16 protein-coding genes, 1 pseudogene and 1 riboswitch are annotated in these 18655 nt (G+C 30.2%); of the genes and pseudogenes, 3 read left to right on the top strand and 14 right to left on the bottom strand.

Going from position 1 to position 18655, the window contains the following annotated elements:
* Positions 1–14: 14 nt before the first annotated feature.
* The 6 genes from rnpM to FGQ49_RS05115 form a co-directional block, all read right to left on the bottom strand.
* Positions 15–284 (bottom strand): RNase P modulator RnpM, encoded by a 270-nt coding sequence (rnpM, locus tag FGQ49_RS05090; RefSeq protein WP_138268791.1) that lies wholly within the window; start codon positions 282–284, stop codon positions 15–17.
* A gap of 15 nt (positions 285–299) precedes the next feature.
* Positions 300–1502, bottom strand: coding sequence for a transcription termination factor NusA (gene nusA / locus FGQ49_RS05095; protein WP_138268792.1), 1203 nt, complete (start codon positions 1500–1502; stop codon positions 300–302).
* Between the two features lie 15 nt (positions 1503–1517).
* Positions 1518–1979 carry a ribosome maturation factor RimP gene (gene rimP / locus FGQ49_RS05100; protein WP_171020591.1) on the bottom strand — a complete coding sequence of 154 codons (462 nt, stop codon included), beginning with the start codon at positions 1977–1979 and terminating at the stop codon, positions 1518–1520.
* A 192-nt stretch (positions 1980–2171) separates the two neighbouring features.
* Complete coding sequence (locus tag FGQ49_RS05105; RefSeq protein WP_138268794.1) at positions 2172–2567, bottom strand: secondary thiamine-phosphate synthase enzyme YjbQ; 396 nt, start codon at positions 2565–2567, stop codon at positions 2172–2174.
* Between the two features lie 44 nt (positions 2568–2611).
* Entirely contained in the window at positions 2612–2953 is a 342-nt protein-coding gene (locus FGQ49_RS05110; RefSeq protein ID WP_138268795.1) for a LiaF transmembrane domain-containing protein, read from the bottom strand.
* Positions 2937–3683, bottom strand: a complete 747-nt coding sequence (locus FGQ49_RS05115) for a PspC domain-containing protein (protein WP_138268796.1) — start codon at positions 3681–3683, stop codon at positions 2937–2939. The genes FGQ49_RS05110 and FGQ49_RS05115 overlap by 17 nt, the downstream gene beginning before the upstream one ends.
* 184 nt (positions 3684–3867) lie before the next feature.
* Here FGQ49_RS05115 and FGQ49_RS05120 point away from each other — a divergent pair, with 184 nt between their 5' ends.
* Entirely contained in the window at positions 3868–4329 is a 462-nt protein-coding gene (locus FGQ49_RS05120; protein WP_138268797.1) for a MarR family winged helix-turn-helix transcriptional regulator, read from the top strand.
* A gap of 1 nt (position 4330) precedes the next feature.
* Positions 4331–5188 (top strand): DegV family protein, encoded by an 858-nt coding sequence (locus FGQ49_RS05125; protein WP_138268798.1) that lies wholly within the window; start codon positions 4331–4333, stop codon positions 5186–5188.
* A gap of 149 nt (positions 5189–5337) precedes the next feature.
* On the opposite strand, the gene FGQ49_RS05130 is transcribed toward FGQ49_RS05125, so the two are convergent.
* From FGQ49_RS05130 to FGQ49_RS05165, 8 genes are all read right to left on the bottom strand, one after another.
* On the bottom strand, positions 5338–6555 hold the full coding sequence (locus FGQ49_RS05130; RefSeq protein ID WP_171020592.1) for a leucine-rich repeat protein: 1218 nt from the start codon (positions 6553–6555) through the stop codon (positions 5338–5340).
* Between the two features lie 228 nt (positions 6556–6783).
* Positions 6784–11058 carry a 2-hydroxyacyl-CoA dehydratase gene (locus FGQ49_RS05135; protein ID WP_138268800.1) on the bottom strand — a complete coding sequence of 1425 codons (4275 nt, stop codon included), beginning with the start codon at positions 11056–11058 and terminating at the stop codon, positions 6784–6786.
* 117 nt (positions 11059–11175) lie between these two features.
* On the bottom strand, positions 11176–11601 hold the full coding sequence (locus tag FGQ49_RS05140; protein WP_138268801.1) for an Lrp/AsnC family transcriptional regulator: 426 nt from the start codon (positions 11599–11601) through the stop codon (positions 11176–11178).
* A gap of 95 nt (positions 11602–11696) precedes the next feature.
* A complete protein-coding gene (metK, locus tag FGQ49_RS05145; RefSeq protein WP_138268802.1) occupies positions 11697–12857 on the bottom strand; it encodes a methionine adenosyltransferase in 1161 nt (386 codons plus the stop codon).
* 65 nt (positions 12858–12922) lie between these two features.
* A riboswitch (SAM riboswitch) is annotated at positions 12923–13021 on the bottom strand.
* 146 nt (positions 13022–13167) lie between these two features.
* On the bottom strand, positions 13168–13545 hold the full coding sequence (gene dhaM, locus FGQ49_RS05150; protein ID WP_138268803.1) for a dihydroxyacetone kinase phosphoryl donor subunit DhaM: 378 nt from the start codon (positions 13543–13545) through the stop codon (positions 13168–13170).
* An 83-nt stretch (positions 13546–13628) separates the two neighbouring features.
* A complete protein-coding gene (gene spoIVA, locus FGQ49_RS05155) occupies positions 13629–15098 on the bottom strand; it encodes a stage IV sporulation protein A (protein WP_138268804.1) in 1470 nt (489 codons plus the stop codon).
* 69 nt (positions 15099–15167) lie between these two features.
* The gene (gene der / locus FGQ49_RS05160; RefSeq protein WP_138268805.1) at positions 15168–16487 is read right to left on the bottom strand and encodes a ribosome biogenesis GTPase Der; all 1320 of its coding nucleotides are present in this window, start codon (positions 16485–16487) and stop codon (positions 15168–15170) included.
* Between the two features lie 13 nt (positions 16488–16500).
* On the bottom strand, positions 16501–18249 hold the full coding sequence (locus FGQ49_RS05165) for an Rqc2 family fibronectin-binding protein (protein ID WP_138268806.1): 1749 nt from the start codon (positions 18247–18249) through the stop codon (positions 16501–16503).
* Positions 18250–18499: 250 nt separating this feature from the next.
* Here FGQ49_RS05165 and FGQ49_RS10740 point away from each other — a divergent pair.
* Positions 18500–18589: pseudogene (locus tag FGQ49_RS10740) on the top strand (manganese efflux pump MntP family protein); the annotation flags it as partial.
* Between the last annotated feature and the right edge of the window lie 66 nt (positions 18590–18655).

An 18655-nucleotide genomic window follows, 5' to 3' on the forward strand; every position in this document is an offset into this window, starting at 1 on the left:
AAACCCTCCTTACTTTATTTTATATACTTTAAAACCTCTTCTTTTAGAGGAATAATATCATCATTAGTAAGATTCATATTAAGAGAATTGTTTATTATTTTTGCATTTACCATTTTTTCTATGCAATCGGGATTTTTACAAATATATGCTCCTCGCCCGTTCATTTTACCGCTTTTATCAAAAACAACTTTGTTGTTTTCTTTATCCCTTACAATTCTTAATAAATCTCTTTTGTTAAATTTTTCTCTGCAAATCAAGCATGTTCTAAGTGGTGTCTTTTTCATTTTCCACCTCTTAAATTATTCTTCATCTTCTGAAAGTAAAACTTCTTCAACGCTGTCTAAAATATTTATTTCACTATCGGCATTTTCACTTTCAAATTTGCTTTTGCTTTTAATATCAATCTTCCAACCTGTAAGTCTTGCAGCAAGTCTTACGTTTTGTCCGTCTTTACCTATTGCAAGAGAAAGTTGAGAATCATCTACAACAACCATAGCAGAATTTTTCCCGTCGTTTTCTTCTGTTTGTAAAATATCAACTTTTAAAACTTCGGCAGGAGCTAATGCATTTTTAATGTATTCAACAGGATCTTCACTCCATTTAATAATATCAATTTTTTCTTCACCAATTTCATTTAATACATTTTGAATTCTGATTCCTTTAGGTCCAATACATGTTCCAACAGGATCAATTTGTTCATCTTCAGAATAAACAGCAAGTTTGCTTCTACTTCCGGCTTCTCTTGAAATTGATTTAATTTCAACCACTCCGTCTGAAATTTCAGCAACTTCTTCTTCAAATAATCTTTTAACAAGTCCCGGATGTGTTCTTGAAAGAATTATTTGAGGTCCTCTTGTTGTTATTATTACATCTGCAACATAAACTTTAAGTCTCATTCCAGGATGATAATGTTCACTTTTTACTTGGTTTTGGCTGTTCATTATACCTTCAGCCTTACCTAAATCAATATGGATAATTCTGTTTTGTTCAATTACAGGTTCTCCATGAATCATTTTCTTTACTTCTTTATATTCTTCTCTTTGAATAACACCGCTTACCATTTCATCTTTTTTCTTCATGAATGTATTGCTGATGATATTTCTTTCTGATTCTTTAAGTTTTTGAATAATAAGTTGTTTTGCGTTTTGTGTTGCAATTCTACCAAAACCTTTTGGATCAATATGAGTTATAACACTTCCCCCAAGAACAGCGCTTTTATCAAGAACCAATGCTTCATGAAGTGAAATTTCCTTATCGTCATCTTCAACTTCTTCTACAATTTCTTTTGAGTAAAAAGCATCAATAGCCCCTGTTGTTCTGTTTATGTTTACAACCAAATCAACATTGCTTCTTGTGTCTTTTTTGTAAGCAGCAACAAGAGCTTGCTCAACTGCTACTATAATTTCTTCTTTATCTATACCTTTTGATTTGTTAATCTCATCTAATGCTTCAATAAAATCTTTTAAAGAATGATCTGCTTCTTGTTTTTTCTTTCTTGCCATTTTTTTACTCCTTATTTAAAATTTAAAATCAAAACTCAAATTAACTTTGCTTATATCTTCTTTTGGAATAGCCATATGATCATCGTCTACCAAAACTAAAACTTTTCCGTCTTCATACCCTTCCAAAATACCACTGAATTTTTTTCTTCCGTCCACTGACTTAAAAAGTGCAACATCTATCTTTTTACCCGTAAACTTTATAAAATCTTTTTCTTTTTTTATAACTCTGTTTACTCCGGGAGAAGATACTTCCAAAATATATTCTTCTTCTATTATGTCTTCTTCATCAAGCATATCTGATATAAGTCTTGTTACATTACTTATATCATCAAGGTTGACTCTCCCTTCAATTCTTTCAATATATAATCTTAAAACTTTGTTGTTTCCTTCTTTTTTAAATTCTATATCAACAAGTTCAAGCCCATTTTCACTTAAGATATCTTCACTTAAAGCTTCAATTTTATCTGTAATTTTCAATATAAAGCCTCCTAAATAAAACAATATAAAACAATGAGTGGACATACGCCCACTCATCTAGCCTGAATTATTATACACCCTAAAATCAAAAAAAGCAATAAAAAAGCCTCATTTTTATGATTAAACCAGTGTTTTAAGGTAAAAAAACATGTAAAAACATAAAAAAAGAAGCATAAAAATGCTTCTTTAAAATTAATCTTCAATTATTTTTACATAAAATCTTCTGTGTCTTGGACCATCAAATTCAGCAAAGTATATACCCTGCCATGTACCAAGCAACAATTCATTATCCTTAACGATTATGGTTTCACTACATCCAACAACACTTGTTTTTATATGCGCTGTACTGTTTCCTTCATAGTGTCTAAATTCTCTCATATCAGGGAAAAACTTATCAAAGGCAAATAACATATCACCAACAACGTCAGGATCTGCAGCTTCATTTATTGTTATTCCTGCGGTTGTATGAGGAGAAAATACTGTACATAAACCATTTTGCACTTTGCTTTCCTTAAGTGCACTTTTAACCATATCCGTTATATTATGGAAATTTTCATTATCAGTTCTAAGATCAAATTCAAAAAGCATAATAAACTCCTTTATAATATCTTTTTCTTATATATATTATAACATTAATTATTAAAAAAGTTATCGGAATCATTATAATGTTCGTTAAAATTAAAATCATGGTTATTATTAAAAAGATTATAATGACTTGTTGTTGTAAAGTAAATTGTTCCAGCAAACATCAATACAATCATAACAGCTAAAACGGCAGCTCTGATTTTCTTACTCTGATATAAAAGAAACAATCCAATAACAACCAAGAATAAAGGCCACATTAAATCTATTGCTTTTACAAATCCAGAAAAAGAGAGAATATAAATATCAAGCAAATTTAAGATGCATCCGGCACCAATAACTATTAAAAGAGTTCCAAGTATTATTTTTAGATTTCTATTCATGATTTTCATTAACCTCTTCTCTCATTTTCTTTATTTCTTCAATTGTAAATTCACCTTTATCAGAGTCATTTTCGGTTTCTTTGATTTCTTCTTTTATATTTAAATCTTTACCTTGCTCTTCTTTTATAATGTTTTCTTTTTCGCCCCTATCATCTTCCTTAATATTATTTTCTTCTTTTTCAACGTTATTCTTTTCATTATTTGCATTATTAACATCATCATAATTTATATTGTTCACATTTTCATAATTAACATTTTTATTTTTTTCTTTAAATGGAACACTTGATACTATTAAAAGAAGCCCTGCAATCAACAAACAAACAGGAACGATAAAATCTGACATATATTTTGGAAGTACATTCCCAAGAAATAAAATAACACCTATTACAACTAAAAACAAACCTATCTTTTGTTGATTTTTATTTTTGTTAATTTTATCACCCTCAAAATTATAAGCCCCTGAATTGAAATTCGTATTATACTCATTTACACCTGAACTATTAGAGTAAAAAGAAGAAAACTTTTTACTATGCATTGTATATTCTCTTATAGGCTCATAAGGAATTAAAAAACAAAGTAAAAGATATATAAAAATTAGAATACCACTTGTAACAAGTCCAAGAATTATTGCTACTATTCTTATTATTATAGAATCTACATCAAAATACTCTCCTATTCCCCCACATACTCCCCCAAACCATTTATCATCTCTGCTTTTATATAGTTTTTTTTCATTCATATCAAAGATGTCCTCCAAAGCAAATTTATATGTTTATATAATATATAAATATTATTAAATTTGCAATTAATCTAACATTAAAAACCCATTAAAATATTTTATGTTATAAAGCATATTGTTTTTGCTTTTAATATAACCCCATGATATAATTTAGTTAACTTTAAGCCTTAAGAATGGAGATTTTATGAATAAGCAAGAACAAATTTTAAATGACTTTTTGGTTGAAATATTTAATGAGATACTAAAAGTTGAAGGTAATGCTTTAAAAAAAGGTAAATTCAAAAACCTTTCAATAAGAGAAATGCACGTAATAGAAGCCGTGGTAAAAAACGAAAAAGCCGGAAATAATACATCTTCAAACATTGCAAAATCATTAAATATTACTCCCGGAACATTAACAATAAGCGTTAATGCTCTTGAAAAAAAAGGTTATTTAAAAAGAGAAAGAAACGATGAAGACAAAAGAGTCATAAAAATTTATGCAACAAAACTTGGACACGAAGTAGAAAAAAATCATGCACAATTTCACGAAAATATGGTAAGAGAAATGCTTAATTTTTTCCCAGAAGAAAAAAGAGAAGTTCTTATTCAAGGCGTAGTTGAACTTGAAAAATTCTTTACAAATAAAAGCAAGGCAGGTGAATAAAATGGTAAGAATAATTGTAGACAGTACATGCGATTTAAGCAAAGAAATTGTAGAAAAACTTGATATTACGGTAGTACCTTTAACGGTAAGATTTGGCGATGATGAATTTTTGGACAGTGTAAATATCACCAATGATGATTTTTATCAAAAATTACTTTTAGCACACGACAATCTTCCAACCACATCACAACCAAGCCCAATAAAGTTTAAAGAAGTATTTGAAAAATATATAGCACAAGGTGATGAAATAGTTGCAATAATGGTATCTTCAAAATTAAGCGGTACCATGCAGTCCGCAACAATAGCAAAAAATGAAGTAGATGAAGACAAAATTTATATTGTAGATTCAAAAATTGCAAGCTTTGGAACATATCTTCTTATAAATGAAGCCGTAAAGATGAGAGACGAAGGGAAAAGCGCCAGTGAAATTGCAATAAAAATAGAGCATTTGACAAAAAATTTGAGACTATTCGTTTGCTTGAATACCTTAAAATATTTAATGTATGGAGGAAGAATATCCAAAACAACAGCAGCAATAGGCGAGATGTTAAATATTAATCCAGTATTAAAGGCAGTTGACGGAGAACTTGTACAGGAAGGAAAAGTAAGAGGCAAAAAATTATCTTACAAATTCATGCTTGAAAGAGTAAAGGGTAACATTGATTATTCTTATCCTGTAACATTTGGACATTCTCATGCACATAAAGCCATTGAAAACTTTAAAGATTTCATGTATAAACACCTTCCAATAGAAGAAAGCGAAATAATTTCAATAGGTCCGACAGTTGGAACATATGCCGGTCCCGGAGCAATAGGCATTGCCTATGTCCAAAAAGAAAATAATGAAGAAAACAAATAGACATAAAAACACATCTTTAAAGATGTGTTTTTAGTTTAATTTAAAATGAAAGTTTGAATCAGTTTTTTAAACATATTCAAAAATAAAATTATATAAATATCAAGCAATTAAAAAATAATTTTTCAATATACAAAAAGAATATTAAAAATTTAACGAACTTTTTTATATTTATAAATACTTAAACCTGCTATTCCCACAACGGAAACCAATACACCTATAATATAATAAACCATGTTGTTTTCGTCTGATGTATCAACCGATGAAGAAGGTTTATCCGTTGAAATGTTATCTGATTTACCTTCACTCTTTACACTTTCATTATTTTTATCATCATCGTTTTGAATATTATAATTTGAGTTATCATATCCGCATACACTGCATTTTCCGTTTACATACTCGTGTTCTTCAAAAACCGCCGTTACAACAACATCGTTTTGAGGCATCGTAAACGATGTTTCCTTCGCATTTTCATCCTTAAAGCTTATCTGAGAACTATCCGAGCTCCACTTTAAAAAGTGTCCGTTTTCATCATTGTCATCTGCTTTCACCGTTACGCTTTGTCCGATACCATAAGAACCGCTTCCCGTTCCCTTCACTACCGTAAGATTTTTCTTCTCAAAAGTTATATAATCTGCATACCCCATCCAAACCTGTGCGTTCTTATAGCTTTCCAAGCTTCCGTAAGGAACGTATATTCTATTAATATTATGACAATACTGAAATGCCGTAACATTAACAGTAGGAGGAATTTCACTGTTTAAATAAATAGTTTCAAGTGGAGAACAAAGATAAAAAGAATTCAAACCAATTGCCTGAAGAGTATCGGGTAATGTTATTTCCTTTAAAGAAGAACAATTTGCAAATAATCCTGTTTCAATGGATGTTATCTTTCCAAAAATAGTTACTTTCTCTAAAGATCGACAACGATTAAATACCCCTCCATCCATTGAAACAACACTTTCTGGTATAGTTATTTCCTCCAAAGCAATACACTCTTCAAATGCAGAAGCACCTATTGAAACAAGAGTGTCCGGAAACGTTATTGTTTTTAAAGAAGCACATTGAAAAAACGCCTTACTTTCAATGGAAGTAATTAAATACTCGTTCCCATTAATATCTGCTATTTTTCCCGTTAAATCCAAATTCGTAAATGTTGCACCATCGTTCTTTCCTATGGAAAGTTCGTTTCCCGATGCCGTTACGTTTCTTATTACCAATGTATCATCTTCACTGTTCGTTAAAGTTTCAGCATTGACATCATATGTCCAATCTCCCGTTGCCGCAAAACTTATATTTGGCATAAAACAGAACATAAACGTAAAACATACCACAGCCATTAAAATATATTTGAGTATTTTTTTCTTCATTATTTTTCTCATTTAATTTTAATGTTATATGTTATGATTATTTTACCATATCGGCTGTTTATTTGTATATCACCCGTTTTTCATAAAAAATGGGTATAATGACTACACACACTTTAAATACAAATTTTATTACTGTATCTCATAAAAAATATTTTATAAATCAAAACTTCATTTTAATTTATAAAATATAAAAAAGAGTTTTAGAAATATCTAAAACTCTTTAAATATTTATGCATCGACAGTTTCAGCTTCAAGAACTTCTTTTAAATTCATATTTGCTTGAGAAAGCATAAGCTTGATTCTGTTAAGCTGATTAACTTCACTTGCTCCAGGGTCGTAGTCTATTGCAACAATATTTGATAAAGGATACATTTCTCTTATTTTCTTAATTACCCCTTTACCAACGACGTGGTTTGGAAGGCAACCGAAAGGTTGTGTACAAACAACATTGTTTACGCCTGATTTAATAAGTTCTAAAATTTCACCTGTTAAGAACCAGCCTTCTCCTGTCTGATTACCAACAGATACAACATCATTTGCATAATAAGCAAGTTTATTTATTTGATTTGGCGCATTAAAGTGTACGCTCTTTGCACATTCTTCTTTATAAACTTTCCTGTATGTTTCTATAAAGTTTATTCCTAAATTGGATATTGTTGCGCTGATTTTCTTCATACCAAGTTTATCTGATTTAAAGTTATTGTTATAGAAACAGTATAATAAGAAATCAAGAAGATCCGGCATAACGGCTTCCGCTCCTTCTTTTTCAAGTAAGTCTACCAAATGATTATTTGCTCCGGGAAGGAATTTAACAAGAATTTCACCTACTATTCCAACTTTTGGTTTAACTTCATTTGTAATTGGAAGTTCATCAAACTCTCTTATAATATTTCTTATGTTTTCATGGAAAACTTTTTTAGAAGAACGAGGTTTTGATAAATCTTTTATACATTTTTCTTCCCATTTTTTATGAAGTAAATCTGCAGAACCTTTTACTACTTCGTAAGGTCTCATTCTATATAACACTCTCATAAACAAATCGCCGTAAACAACAGCCTGCAAACCTTTGTTTAAAAGTTTAGGTGTTATTTTAAATCCTTCGTTTGTTTCTATTCCGTTTGCATTTAGGGAAATTACAGGAATATGTCCCATTCCGGCATTTTCAAGAGCTCTACGAATAAATCCGATATAGTTTGTCGCTCTGCATCCTCCACCTGTTTGAGTTATCATTATGGCAACTTTGTCAGTATCGTATTTACCTGAATTCAATGCTTCCATAATTTGGCCAACAACAATCAAAGAAGGATAACAAGCATCGTTATTTACATATTTTAGCCCTATATCAACAGCTGTTTTACTATCATCTTGTAATGCTTCATACTTATACCCACAAGCATTAAGAGCAGCTTCAAACAATGAGAAATGTATAGGAGACATTTGAGGAGAAAGAATTGTATAATCTTTCTTCATTTCCTTTGTAAATTCAACTCTTTCATAGCTTGATTTTTTTATTTTTCTCTTTGTTTTTTTCTTATCTCTTATTTTAAGTGTTGCAAGAAGTGAACGAATTCTGATTCTTGCAGCTCCTAAGTTATTTACTTCATCAATTTTAAGTACAGTATGAATTTTTCCTGCAGAAGATAAGATATCTTTTACCCCGTCAACAGTAACAGCATCAAGACCACAACCAAATGAGTTAAGTTGTACAAGATCAATATTATCTTTTGTCTTTACAAAGCTTGCAGCTTTATATAATCTTGAATGATACATCCATTGATCCATTACAATAAGAGGTCTTTCAACTTCACCAAGATGAGAAACGCTGTCTTCGGTTAATACTGCAATACCATAAGAGTTTATCATTTTATCAATACCATGATTTACCTCAGGGTCTACATGATATGGTCTGCCGGCAAGAACAATCCCTCTCTTTCCTGTTTCATCAAGATATTTTACTACTTCTTCGCCTTTTTTCGCTATTTTTTCTCTTACGTTTAAAAGCTCATCCCAAGCTTTATCAACGGCTTTTGAAACATCATTTTTATCTAAGTCAAAACCTGTTTCTCCACCTTTTGTAAATTCTCTAATTATTCCTTCTTTTATTGTATTTTTATTTGTAAATGCAAAGAAAGGATTTAAAAATTTAACATTTTCACTTTCGATTTCTTCGACATTATTTTTGATGTTTTCTGCATAAGATGTAACAATAGGACAGTTATAATGGTTTCCTGCTTCAGGTGTTTCATCTCTTTCATAAGGAATACAAGGATAGAATATAGTTTTTATTCCTTGTCTTATTAAATATGTAACATGTCCATGAGAAAGTTTTGCAGGATAACATTCTGATTCACTTGGAATTGATTCAATTCCATATTCATAAAGTTTTCTCGTTGATACAGGAGAAAGAACAACTCTAAACTTAAGCTCTTTAAATAAAGTAGCCCAGAAAGGATAGTTTTCATACATATTAAGAACTCTTGGAATACCTACAGTTCCGTTTATTGCTTCTTCCTCACTCAACGGTTCATAATCAAAAGTTATTTCATTTTTATATTCAAACAAGTTTATATCAGTCGCCTTATCTTTATGTATTCCAGCCCCTTTTTCGCATCTGTTTCCTGTTATAAACTTTCTTTTACCACCGTCAAAACTATTTATTGTAAGATAGCAGTTATTTGTACATCCCTTACATCTTGTTGTAACAGTAGTATATGTAAGTTTATTTATTCCTTCCAAGTCAAGCATGGAAGTTTCTTTTCCTTCTTCATATCTTTCTTTTGCTATCAAAGCAGCACCAAAGGCTCCCATAATTCCTGCAATATCAGGTCTTACGGCATCATGTCCCGAAATTTTTTCAAAGGCTCTTAAAACAGCATCATTATAGAAAGTTCCACCTTGAACAACAACGTGTTTTCCAAGATCATCAGGATTTGTTAATTTTATTATTTTATATAATGCATTTTTTATAACTGAATAAGCAAGTCCTGCAGAAATATCGCTTACCGGTGCACCTTCTTTTTGAGCTTGTTTAACGTTTGAATTCATAAATACAGTACATCTTGTTCCAAGGTCTATAGGATTTTTTGCAAACAAAGCTTCTTTTGCGAAATCTTCAACGCTGTAATCAAGAGATTTAGCAAAAGTTTCAATAAATGAACCACATCCTGAAGAACAAGCTTCGTTAAGAAGTACATTATCAACAGAACCATTCTTTATCTTTATGCACTTCATATCTTGACCGCCAATATCCAAAATACAATCAACTTTTGGATCAAAGAAAGATGCAGCATAATAATGAGCTATTGTTTCAACTTCTCCTTCATCTAGCATAAGAGCTGATTTTACCAAATCTTCCCCATAACCTGTTGAACATGAATAAACAATTTTTGCATCTTTTGGAAGTTTTGAATAAATATCTCTCATTGCTTTCATGGTAGTTTCCAAAACAGAACCATTATTACTGCTGTAGAAAGAATATAACAAATCTCCGTCTTCACTGCAAAGTGCAAGTTTTGTTGTTGTAGACCCCGCATCTATACCAAGATAACAATTTCCTTTATAGTTTTCCAAACTACCTTTTTTTACTGTATGAACAGCATGTCTTTTTGTAAAATCTTCATAATCTTCCTTACTTTCAAAAAGACTTTCCATTCTTTTTATTTCACTATTTAGCTTTATCTCACTATTTAATCTTGTTTCTAATTCTTCTAATGTAATATTTTCTTTTTCTTCACTGCTTAAAGCTGCCCCTATGGCTGCAAACAAGTGCGGATTTTCTGGAGATATTACATTTTCATCTTCTAAATTAAGAGTTCTTATAAAAGCTTTTTTAAGTTCACTCATAAAATAAAGAGGACCACCTAAGAAAGCAACATTACCTCTTATTGGTTTACCACAAGCAAGCCCGCTTATTGTTTGATTAACAACAGCTTGGAAAATAGAAGCTGCAAGATTTTCTCTTGTTGCGCCTTCATTAATAAGCGGTTGTATATCACTTTTTGCAAATACCCCGCATCTTGCGGCAATAGGATATATATTTTTATAATCCTTCGCAAGTTCATTAAGTCCGTTGGCGTCTGTTTTTAACAATGAAGCCATTTGATCAATAAAAGAACCTGTACCTCCTGCACATATACCATTCATTCTCTGTTCTATTCCACCGTCAAAATAGATAATTTTGGCATCTTCTCCACCAATCTCTATTGCTACATCGGTATTTGGATGAAATTTTCTAAGAACAGTTGAAACCGCAACAACTTCTTGAACGAAAGGAATATTTAAGTAACTTGATAGGCTAAGCCCACCTGAACCTGTTATAACCGGGTAAATTTTACAATCCCCTATTTTATCTAAAGCCTCTTTTATCATACTTAAAAGAGTATCTTGAATATTTGCAAAATGTCTTTCATATTTTGAATATAAAATATTATTATCAATGTCCATAATGACTACTTTAACAGTAGTCGAGCCAATATCTACACCTAATTTATTAATTGATTCCATTACACCCCTCCCAAATAATTATCATTTATTATAATTCTTTAAATTTTAAATAGCAATAAAAAAGCCGAAAATTAGAAGCAATTTTCGACTATTTTTCATATTTATTTCATTTTTATATCAAAAAATATTATCTTTTACATGAGCATACATAACAACAAATGTTTCTGTTGTTCCAAATTGTTGTGCTCCTTCAAGAAGCTCTGCAAGGTGAGTTGTACTTGTTACATAAGCTTTTATTATTAGAGAATACTGCCCCGTTAAATAATAAAATTCGCTTATTTCACTTGTATTATTTGCAAACTCCTTAAATTCATCATACTTACTTGCGGGCATATCTATGGTAATAAATACGGTTATCCCTTGACCAAGTTTTTCTCTGTTTATTATAGCTTTATAAGCAGTAATTATTCCTTTTTGTTCTAATCTTTTTACTCTTTCAGCAACAGCAGGAGCAGATAAGCCAAGCTCGTTTGCCAAATTCTTCATTGTAATTCTTCCGTCAACATTTAATCTTTCTAGTATTTTTCTATCAATTACATCCATTTTTTTTCTTACTCCCCGGTAATAATTTGCTACTTATAAAATATATTACAACATTTAATTAAAATAATAAAGAATTTTTTTTAAATTACTTTATTTTATAAATATTTTTTTAAATCTTCTACTTTATCTAATTTTTCCCAAGGGAATTCACTTCTGCCAAAATGTCCATAAGCTGCTGTTTGTTTATAAATAGGACGTCTTAAATCAAGATGTTCAATAATTTTTGTAGGTCTTAAATCAAAGTTTTCATTTATTATTTCAACTATTTTATCATCACTTAATTTTGATGTACCATAAGTATTTACATATATACTTACAGGTTTTGCAACCCCGATTGCATATGCAACTTCAATTTCAATCTTTTCACATATACCGCTTGCAACAATATTTTTTGCAATGTATCTTGCCATATATGAAGCACTTCTATCTACCTTTGTAGGATCTTTCCCTGAAAAGGCCCCGCCGCCATGTCTTGCATATCCGCCATATGTATCTACGATTATTTTTCTTCCTGTAAGTCCACTGTCTCCTTGAGGTCCGCCTATTACGAATCTTCCTGTAGGATTAATAAAGTATTTTGTATTTTCGTCTAAAAGATTTTCATCTATAACTTCTTTTATAACATACTCTATCATGTCATGTTTAATTGTATCTAAAGATACTTTTTCATCATGTTGTGTTGATATAACAACTGTATCAACTCTTACAGGCTTATCGCCTTCATACTCAACAGTTACTTGAGTTTTTCCGTCAGGTCTTAAATATTCTAAAGTTTTATTTTCTCTTACTTCTGTTAATTTTAAAGCAAGTTTATTTGCAAGCGAGATAGGAAGAGGCATATATTCTTCTGTTTCACTGCAGGCAAAACCAAACATTATACCTTGATCTCCTGCTCCGTTTTCTTCTTCATCTTCTTTAGCATCAAGAGATTTATCAACGCCCATTGCAATATCGCTTGATTGCTCATCTATTGATGTGATAATGCCACATGTATTTCCATCAAAGCCAAATTTGGCTCTTGTATACCCAATATCTGTAATTGTTTTTCTTACGGTTTTGGGAATATCTACATATCCGCTTGTAGTTATTTCTCCCATTACAAGAACAAGTCCCGTATTTATTGCACATTCACATGCAACTCTGGCATTTGGATCTTGTTCTAAAATAGCATCCAATACGCTGTCACTTATTTGGTCACATATTTTATCCGGATGACCTTTTGTAACAGATTCTGATGTAAAAAAGTGTTTATTCATTATTTCCTCCCATTTGTGACCTTAAATAAAAAAATTCTCATAGGAACCTATGAGATTAACTGCCTTCCTCATCATTCGGAAAAATCCCGTAGGTATTGGCACCGTACAAACTGTCGGTTGCCGGGTTTCATAGTGCCTATTCACTCCACCACTCTAAATAAGGTCTATTATTTTACAATTGGAATATTACCATATAAATAATATAAAAGCAATAATTTATTTTATTTTATTATAAAATATAAAAAAAGCTGTTATTAAATACAGCTTTTCTAAAATATATTTAATTAATTCTTTATTCTAATATAAAAAATTAAAATTTATTTATTGTTTTACATTCGTTAACGGCAGTTTTTACTCCCTCAATATCTCCCCCGCTTTGAATTGTAACAGCTGCGGCAATACCACCTTCAACAATTGGTCCATCTATCATATAAGCCTCGTTCTCACACATATCAAGTGCCATTTCCGTTGTCATTACGGCACTTCCAAGATCCATCATTATAATAACACCATCTCCGCTGTCAGCTTCAGCAATGCCGTTCATGATTTTTTCCATATCAGTACCGATACTTCCGTCACTTAAACCTCCCGCAGCAACAATTTTTACATCTTTTGCCATTTGTGCAGCAAGTTCTTTTACTCCAAGAGCAACTTTTTCACTGTGAGAAACAATAACCATACCTAACATAAGAATATCCTCCATTATTTTATTTATAGTATTATATCATAATTATTAATATAAACAAAAAAATAAGAGGAAATCCTCTTATTTTAAAGCCATAAAATTATAAGTCCACCTCTGCCTGAATTTACAACTCTTGTAAGTGCTTTTTGAACTTTTATTTTATTGTCATCTTCAATAGATGTAAGTTTATTTTGCATATTATCGCTTATCATATTTTTTAAATTTCTTCCAAAGAATTCACTTTCCCAAATTTTTTCTTGATCATTTTTATATTCATCCATTATTTTATCATAAAACACCTGACATTCTTCCTCTGAACCTATTGTAGGACTTATTGATGTTTCTACATTTGTACATATAATATGAAGTGCAGGAGCAGAGGCTTTTATTTTCACCCCGTGTCTTGAAGATTTATTTATCATTTCAGGCTCATCTAATACATAATCTTCAAACTCAGGTGTAACTATTCCATACCCGCTGTTTCTTGCAACATCCAAGGCAGATGCTATTTTTTCATATTCTCTTTTTATATTAGTAAGGGATGAGATAAGCATAAATAAATCGGATTCGTTTTCTATAGTAACTCCGTTTTTTTCGTTTAGCATTCCATAAAATACGCTGTTATTTATATTAACATCAATATGTATAACACCAAGACTAAGATCTATATTTGATATATTCATTTCAAAATTATCAAATTTCGATTCTTTAATTCCCTTTAAAACTTTATTTAAAGTATCATTCTTATTTGAATTTGATAAAATAAAATTATATATTTCCTTGTTTATTTCATCTTCTTTATCTAATAAGTCTGTCCACAAAGGAAGAGAATAGTTAATTTCTTTAACAGGGAATTCAAACAAAACATCCAAAAGAAGATTTTCGATATCATCAAGAGTCATATTCATAACATCTAAAATAATAACTTTACACCCATACTTTTCTTCCATACTCTTACAAAGTTCTTTAGACTTACTGCTTGAAGGATTTTTTGTATTAAGAATTGTAACAAAAGGCTTATTTATGTTTTTTAATTCATTTATTACTTTTTCTTCTGCTTGAACATAATTTTCTCTATCTATACCGCTTATACTACCGTCTGTTGTTACAACAATCCCTATTGTAGAATGTTTTTCTATAACCTTTTTTGTTCCTATTTCCGCTGCTTTTTTAAAAGGCATAGGATTTTCATCCCATGGGGTTCTTATCATTCTTTCTTCATTTTCGTCCATATCCCCTATAGCCCCCTCTATTACATATCCTACACAATCAACAAGCCTTACATTTAAATCAATTCCTCCCCCAAGAGAAATGTTTGCAGCGGTATTTGGAACGAACTTAGGCTCACAAGTCATTATTGTTTTTCCCGAACCGCTTTGCGGAAGTTCATCTATGGCTCTTTCCTTTTTAAACTTATTATCTATATTTGGTATAACAAGTTCATCCATAAATTTTTTTATAAAAGTGGATTTACCTGTTCTAACGGGTCCTACCACACCTAAATATATATCTTTACCCGTTCTTTTTGATATATCTTCGTATATTCCCAAATTCATAAGAAAACCTCCAAACTCATGTATCTTACTTATACATATTCATTTGGAGGTTAAAATATAATTATTTTTTTAATTTTCTTGTTTTCTTCTGTATATTAATTTTATAGGAGAACCTAAAAATGTAAAAGCTTCTCTTAATTTGTTTATTAAATATCTTGAATAAGCTTCTTGTTCGAGATCCGGGTCATTTACGAAAATAACAAATGTTGGAGGTGAAACCGATACTTGAGAAAAATAGAATATCTTCATTCTCTTTGTACCTTTTGCAGGTGGATTGTTCATCATTACTGCATCCCCCATTATTTCGTTTAAAAGGCCAGTTGTAACTCGCTTTGAATATTCTTCAAGAACCTGTTCAATTAACGGCATTAATTTATGTGTTCTCTTTTTCTCAGTTGCACTTATGAAAAGTATAGGAGCAAAATCAAGGAAATATAAAGAACTTCTTATTTTCTTTTCCATTTCCTTCATTGTGTTTGTTTGTTTTTCAACTAAATCCCATTTGTTTATTACAATAATAACAGCTTTAAACCTATCTTTTATAAGTCCGGCTATTTTTACATCTTGTTCTGTTACGCCTTCCATCGCATCAATCATAAGAAGACATATATCACTTCTTTCTATTGCCCCTATTGCTCTGATTGTGGAATAATGTTCTATATCATCATATATTTTTGCTTTCTTTCTTATACCAGCTGTATCAATTAAAGTATAATTTTTACCTTCATAATTAAATACTGTATCTATGGCGTCTCTTGTAGTTCCGGAAATGTTACTTACTATAACTCTGTTTTCTCCAAGAAGAGTATTTACAAGACTTGATTTTCCTGCATTTGGTTTACCCACAACTGCAATCTTGGTTCTTTCTTCTTCCTCTATTCCCTTTTTGTTTTCAGGGAAATGAGCAACAACTTCATCAAGCAAATCACCAAATCCAAGAGCATGTTCAGCACTTATAGCTATTGGCTCTCCTAATCCTAAATCATAAAATTCATATCTTAAATAATCTATATCAAAAGAATCAATTTTATTTACTGCTAATACACATGGTTTTCCGCTTTTTCTTATCATATTTGCAACATCTCTGTCAGATGCTGTAACTCCGCTTCTTCCATCAACGACAAGAACAATAACATCAGCCATATCAATTGCTAGATTAGCTTGTCTTTTCATTTGTTTTAGAATTATGTCATCACTTTTTGGCTCTATACCGCCTGTATCAATCAAGAAGAAACTATTTCCGCCCCATGATGTATCAGTTATAATTCTATCTCTTGTTACACCCGGTGTATCTTCAACAATAGAAATTCTTTTTCCTGAAATCTTATTAAATAAAGTTGATTTACCGGTGTTTGGTCTTCCTATTAACGCAACAAAAGGTTCTCTCATTTTTCTCCTCCTTTTAACTACTTAATTTATCTATCATTTTAATGTCTTCATCACTTAAAGTAACCTGTACTGTTTCGTTATCCGTATAGATTACTTTACCTTCTTTCATTCCGCTTGGTTTCTTTACATATTTTATATATGTGTAATCAACTGGCACATTTGAAGAATTTTTTGCTTTTGAATAATAAACACAAAGTTTACAACCAAACTCTAATGCTTCATTAGAATATTTACCATTGTTTGTTCTTATTATAACATGAGATGAAGGAATATCTTTAGTGTGAATCCATAAATCTGTTTTAAAAGCAAATTTTCTTGTTAAATAATCATTATCAAGAGAATTTCTTCCAACATATATCTCATACCCGTCACTGCTTTTAAATACCAACTTCTCTACTTCTTTTAAATTTGACCTTTTTTTCTTTTTCTTTATATATCCAAGCTGTTCTAAAACTCTTTTTATTTCTTCAACTTCAGGATATGTCTTAGCTCTTTCTAAATATAGGGACTGTGATTCAAGGAAATAAACATTCTCTTCCCCTTCTTTAATAAGTTTTTGCAAATATTTCTTTGAATTTTCAAGTTTTGAATACTTTTTAAAATATTTATTTGCATTTTCACTTGGCGATAAGGCAGGATTTAGGGAAATAGTCATTTCTTCATATGGTTCTTTAAAGAAATTTAAAACTTTTACGCTTTTATCTCCTTTTTTAATATTATGAAGATTTGAAAGAAGCAACTGACCTTTGATGTTATATTTTTCACTGTCTTCTGCTTTTTGCAAATCTTTTTTTCTAAGTTCAAGTTTATGTTCTTCTCTTGATAAAGTCCTGTTTATAAGATTATATACATCTTTATATACAACCTTTAATCTGTTCATCCTATCAATTTCATGATAATATTCGTCTATCATTTCAGACGGAGATGAAAATTCCTCTTTGTCAAGATTATCATAGGCTTTTATGTCAATACAAACATAGTCTTTATTTTTACCATCTTTTTTATATAAATTATAAGTAAGCTTATTATCAAGACCTTCAAAATATTTTTTTATTGAACTTACTACATTTTCTATATCATTTTTTTCCAGATCATTTAAACCTACGTTTTTATCTATATTAAGACCATCTGTTACTTCATCAAAAATAACGGGACTTATACCATTAAATGTTGCCATTAAAGCTTTTTTTAATGTAGTATCCCCCTTGCTCATTATATTGTCTATCGCTACAAATTCATTAAAATCTATGGGATTCAATCTGTCTTTTGTAGGATATTCATAATCAATCTTAGGAACAACTTCCCTAAGTAAAGGATTATCAGGTTTTATGTGTTTTATTGAATCTATTATCTTTTTACTTTCATCATCAACCAAAATTAAGTTTGAATTTCTTCCCATAATTTCAGCTATTAAAGTAAGATTTTGATAATCCCCAAGCAAGTTTATACTTTCAAAATGAATTTTAATTATTCTATCAAACTCATAACCGTCAACACCCGTTATAACAGCTCCTGAAAGATATTTTCTTAGAAGCATACAAAAACCGTAAGGCTCATTCATCGAAGCATTATAAGTGTTTATAAAATGAACTCTTGGTGTAGAGGAGCCTGCATTTATAAGTAACATTTCTTTTTCATTTCCAAAAGTATGAAGTACTACTTCATACTTTGTAGGCATATATATTTTATTAATCTTACTTCCTATAAGTTTATTTTTAAGCTCTTTTATTAAAGCATAAGTTGTAATTGAATCAAAAGGCATTTTTATTTTCTCCTTTATTTGTTTAACAGAGTAAATTATATATTAATTTTATTTTATTAGCAAATATATAATAATAAATTTTTATTAAAAAATCATGAGGGGTTCTATGGGGTTTATAAGTTTGTTTTTAATAGCTATTGGACTTTCTATGGATGCATTTTCAGTTTGTTTATGTATTGGAATGAGTAAAAATATAAATGTAAAACAAATATTAAAGGTTTCTTTTTTCTTTTCTTTTTTTCAAGGATTAATGCCGATTTTAGGATATATATTAGCAATAAATTTCAGTGAAAAAATAAGTTGTATTGATAATATTATAGTTTTCTTTTTACTTTCTTTTATTGGAATAAAAATGATTATTGAATCTTTAAAGGAAAATGAAAATAAAAAATATAATTCTCTTTCA

Source organism: Anaerofustis stercorihominis (assembly GCF_005844425.1).
GTDB classification, from domain to species: Bacteria; Bacillota; Clostridia; order Eubacteriales; family Anaerofustaceae; genus Anaerofustis; species Anaerofustis butyriciformans.

Coding starts and splice junctions, on each gene's coding strand:
- FGQ49_RS05140 (WP_138268801.1), bottom strand. CDS start 11,601: ATGGATGTAATTGATAGAAAAATACTAGAAAGATTAAATGTTGACGGA.
- FGQ49_RS05115 (WP_138268796.1), bottom strand. CDS start 3,683: ATGAATGAAAAAAAACTATATAAAAGCAGAGATGATAAATGGTTTGGG.
- FGQ49_RS05105 (WP_138268794.1), bottom strand. CDS start 2,567: ATGCTTTTTGAATTTGATCTTAGAACTGATAATGAAAATTTCCATAAT.
- nusA (WP_138268792.1), bottom strand. CDS start 1,502: ATGGCAAGAAAGAAAAAACAAGAAGCAGATCATTCTTTAAAAGATTTT.
- FGQ49_RS05120 (WP_138268797.1), top strand. CDS start 3,868: ATGAATAAGCAAGAACAAATTTTAAATGACTTTTTGGTTGAAATATTT.
- FGQ49_RS05135 (WP_138268800.1), bottom strand. CDS start 11,058: ATGGAATCAATTAATAAATTAGGTGTAGATATTGGCTCGACTACTGTT.
- FGQ49_RS05130 (WP_171020592.1), bottom strand. CDS start 6,555: ATGAAGAAAAAAATACTCAAATATATTTTAATGGCTGTGGTATGTTTT.
- rnpM (WP_138268791.1), bottom strand. CDS start 284: ATGAAAAAGACACCACTTAGAACATGCTTGATTTGCAGAGAAAAATTT.
- dhaM (WP_138268803.1), bottom strand. CDS start 13,545: ATGTTAGGTATGGTTATTGTTTCTCACAGTGAAAAAGTTGCTCTTGGA.
- spoIVA (WP_138268804.1), bottom strand. CDS start 15,098: ATGAATTTGGGAATATACGAAGATATATCAAAAAGAACGGGTAAAGAT.
- metK (WP_138268802.1), bottom strand. CDS start 12,857: ATGAATAAACACTTTTTTACATCAGAATCTGTTACAAAAGGTCATCCG.
- FGQ49_RS05125 (WP_138268798.1), top strand. CDS start 4,331: ATGGTAAGAATAATTGTAGACAGTACATGCGATTTAAGCAAAGAAATT.
- FGQ49_RS05110 (WP_138268795.1), bottom strand. CDS start 2,953: ATGAAAATCATGAATAGAAATCTAAAAATAATACTTGGAACTCTTTTA.
- der (WP_138268805.1), bottom strand. CDS start 16,487: ATGAGAGAACCTTTTGTTGCGTTAATAGGAAGACCAAACACCGGTAAA.
- FGQ49_RS05165 (WP_138268806.1), bottom strand. CDS start 18,249: ATGCCTTTTGATTCAATTACAACTTATGCTTTAATAAAAGAGCTTAAA.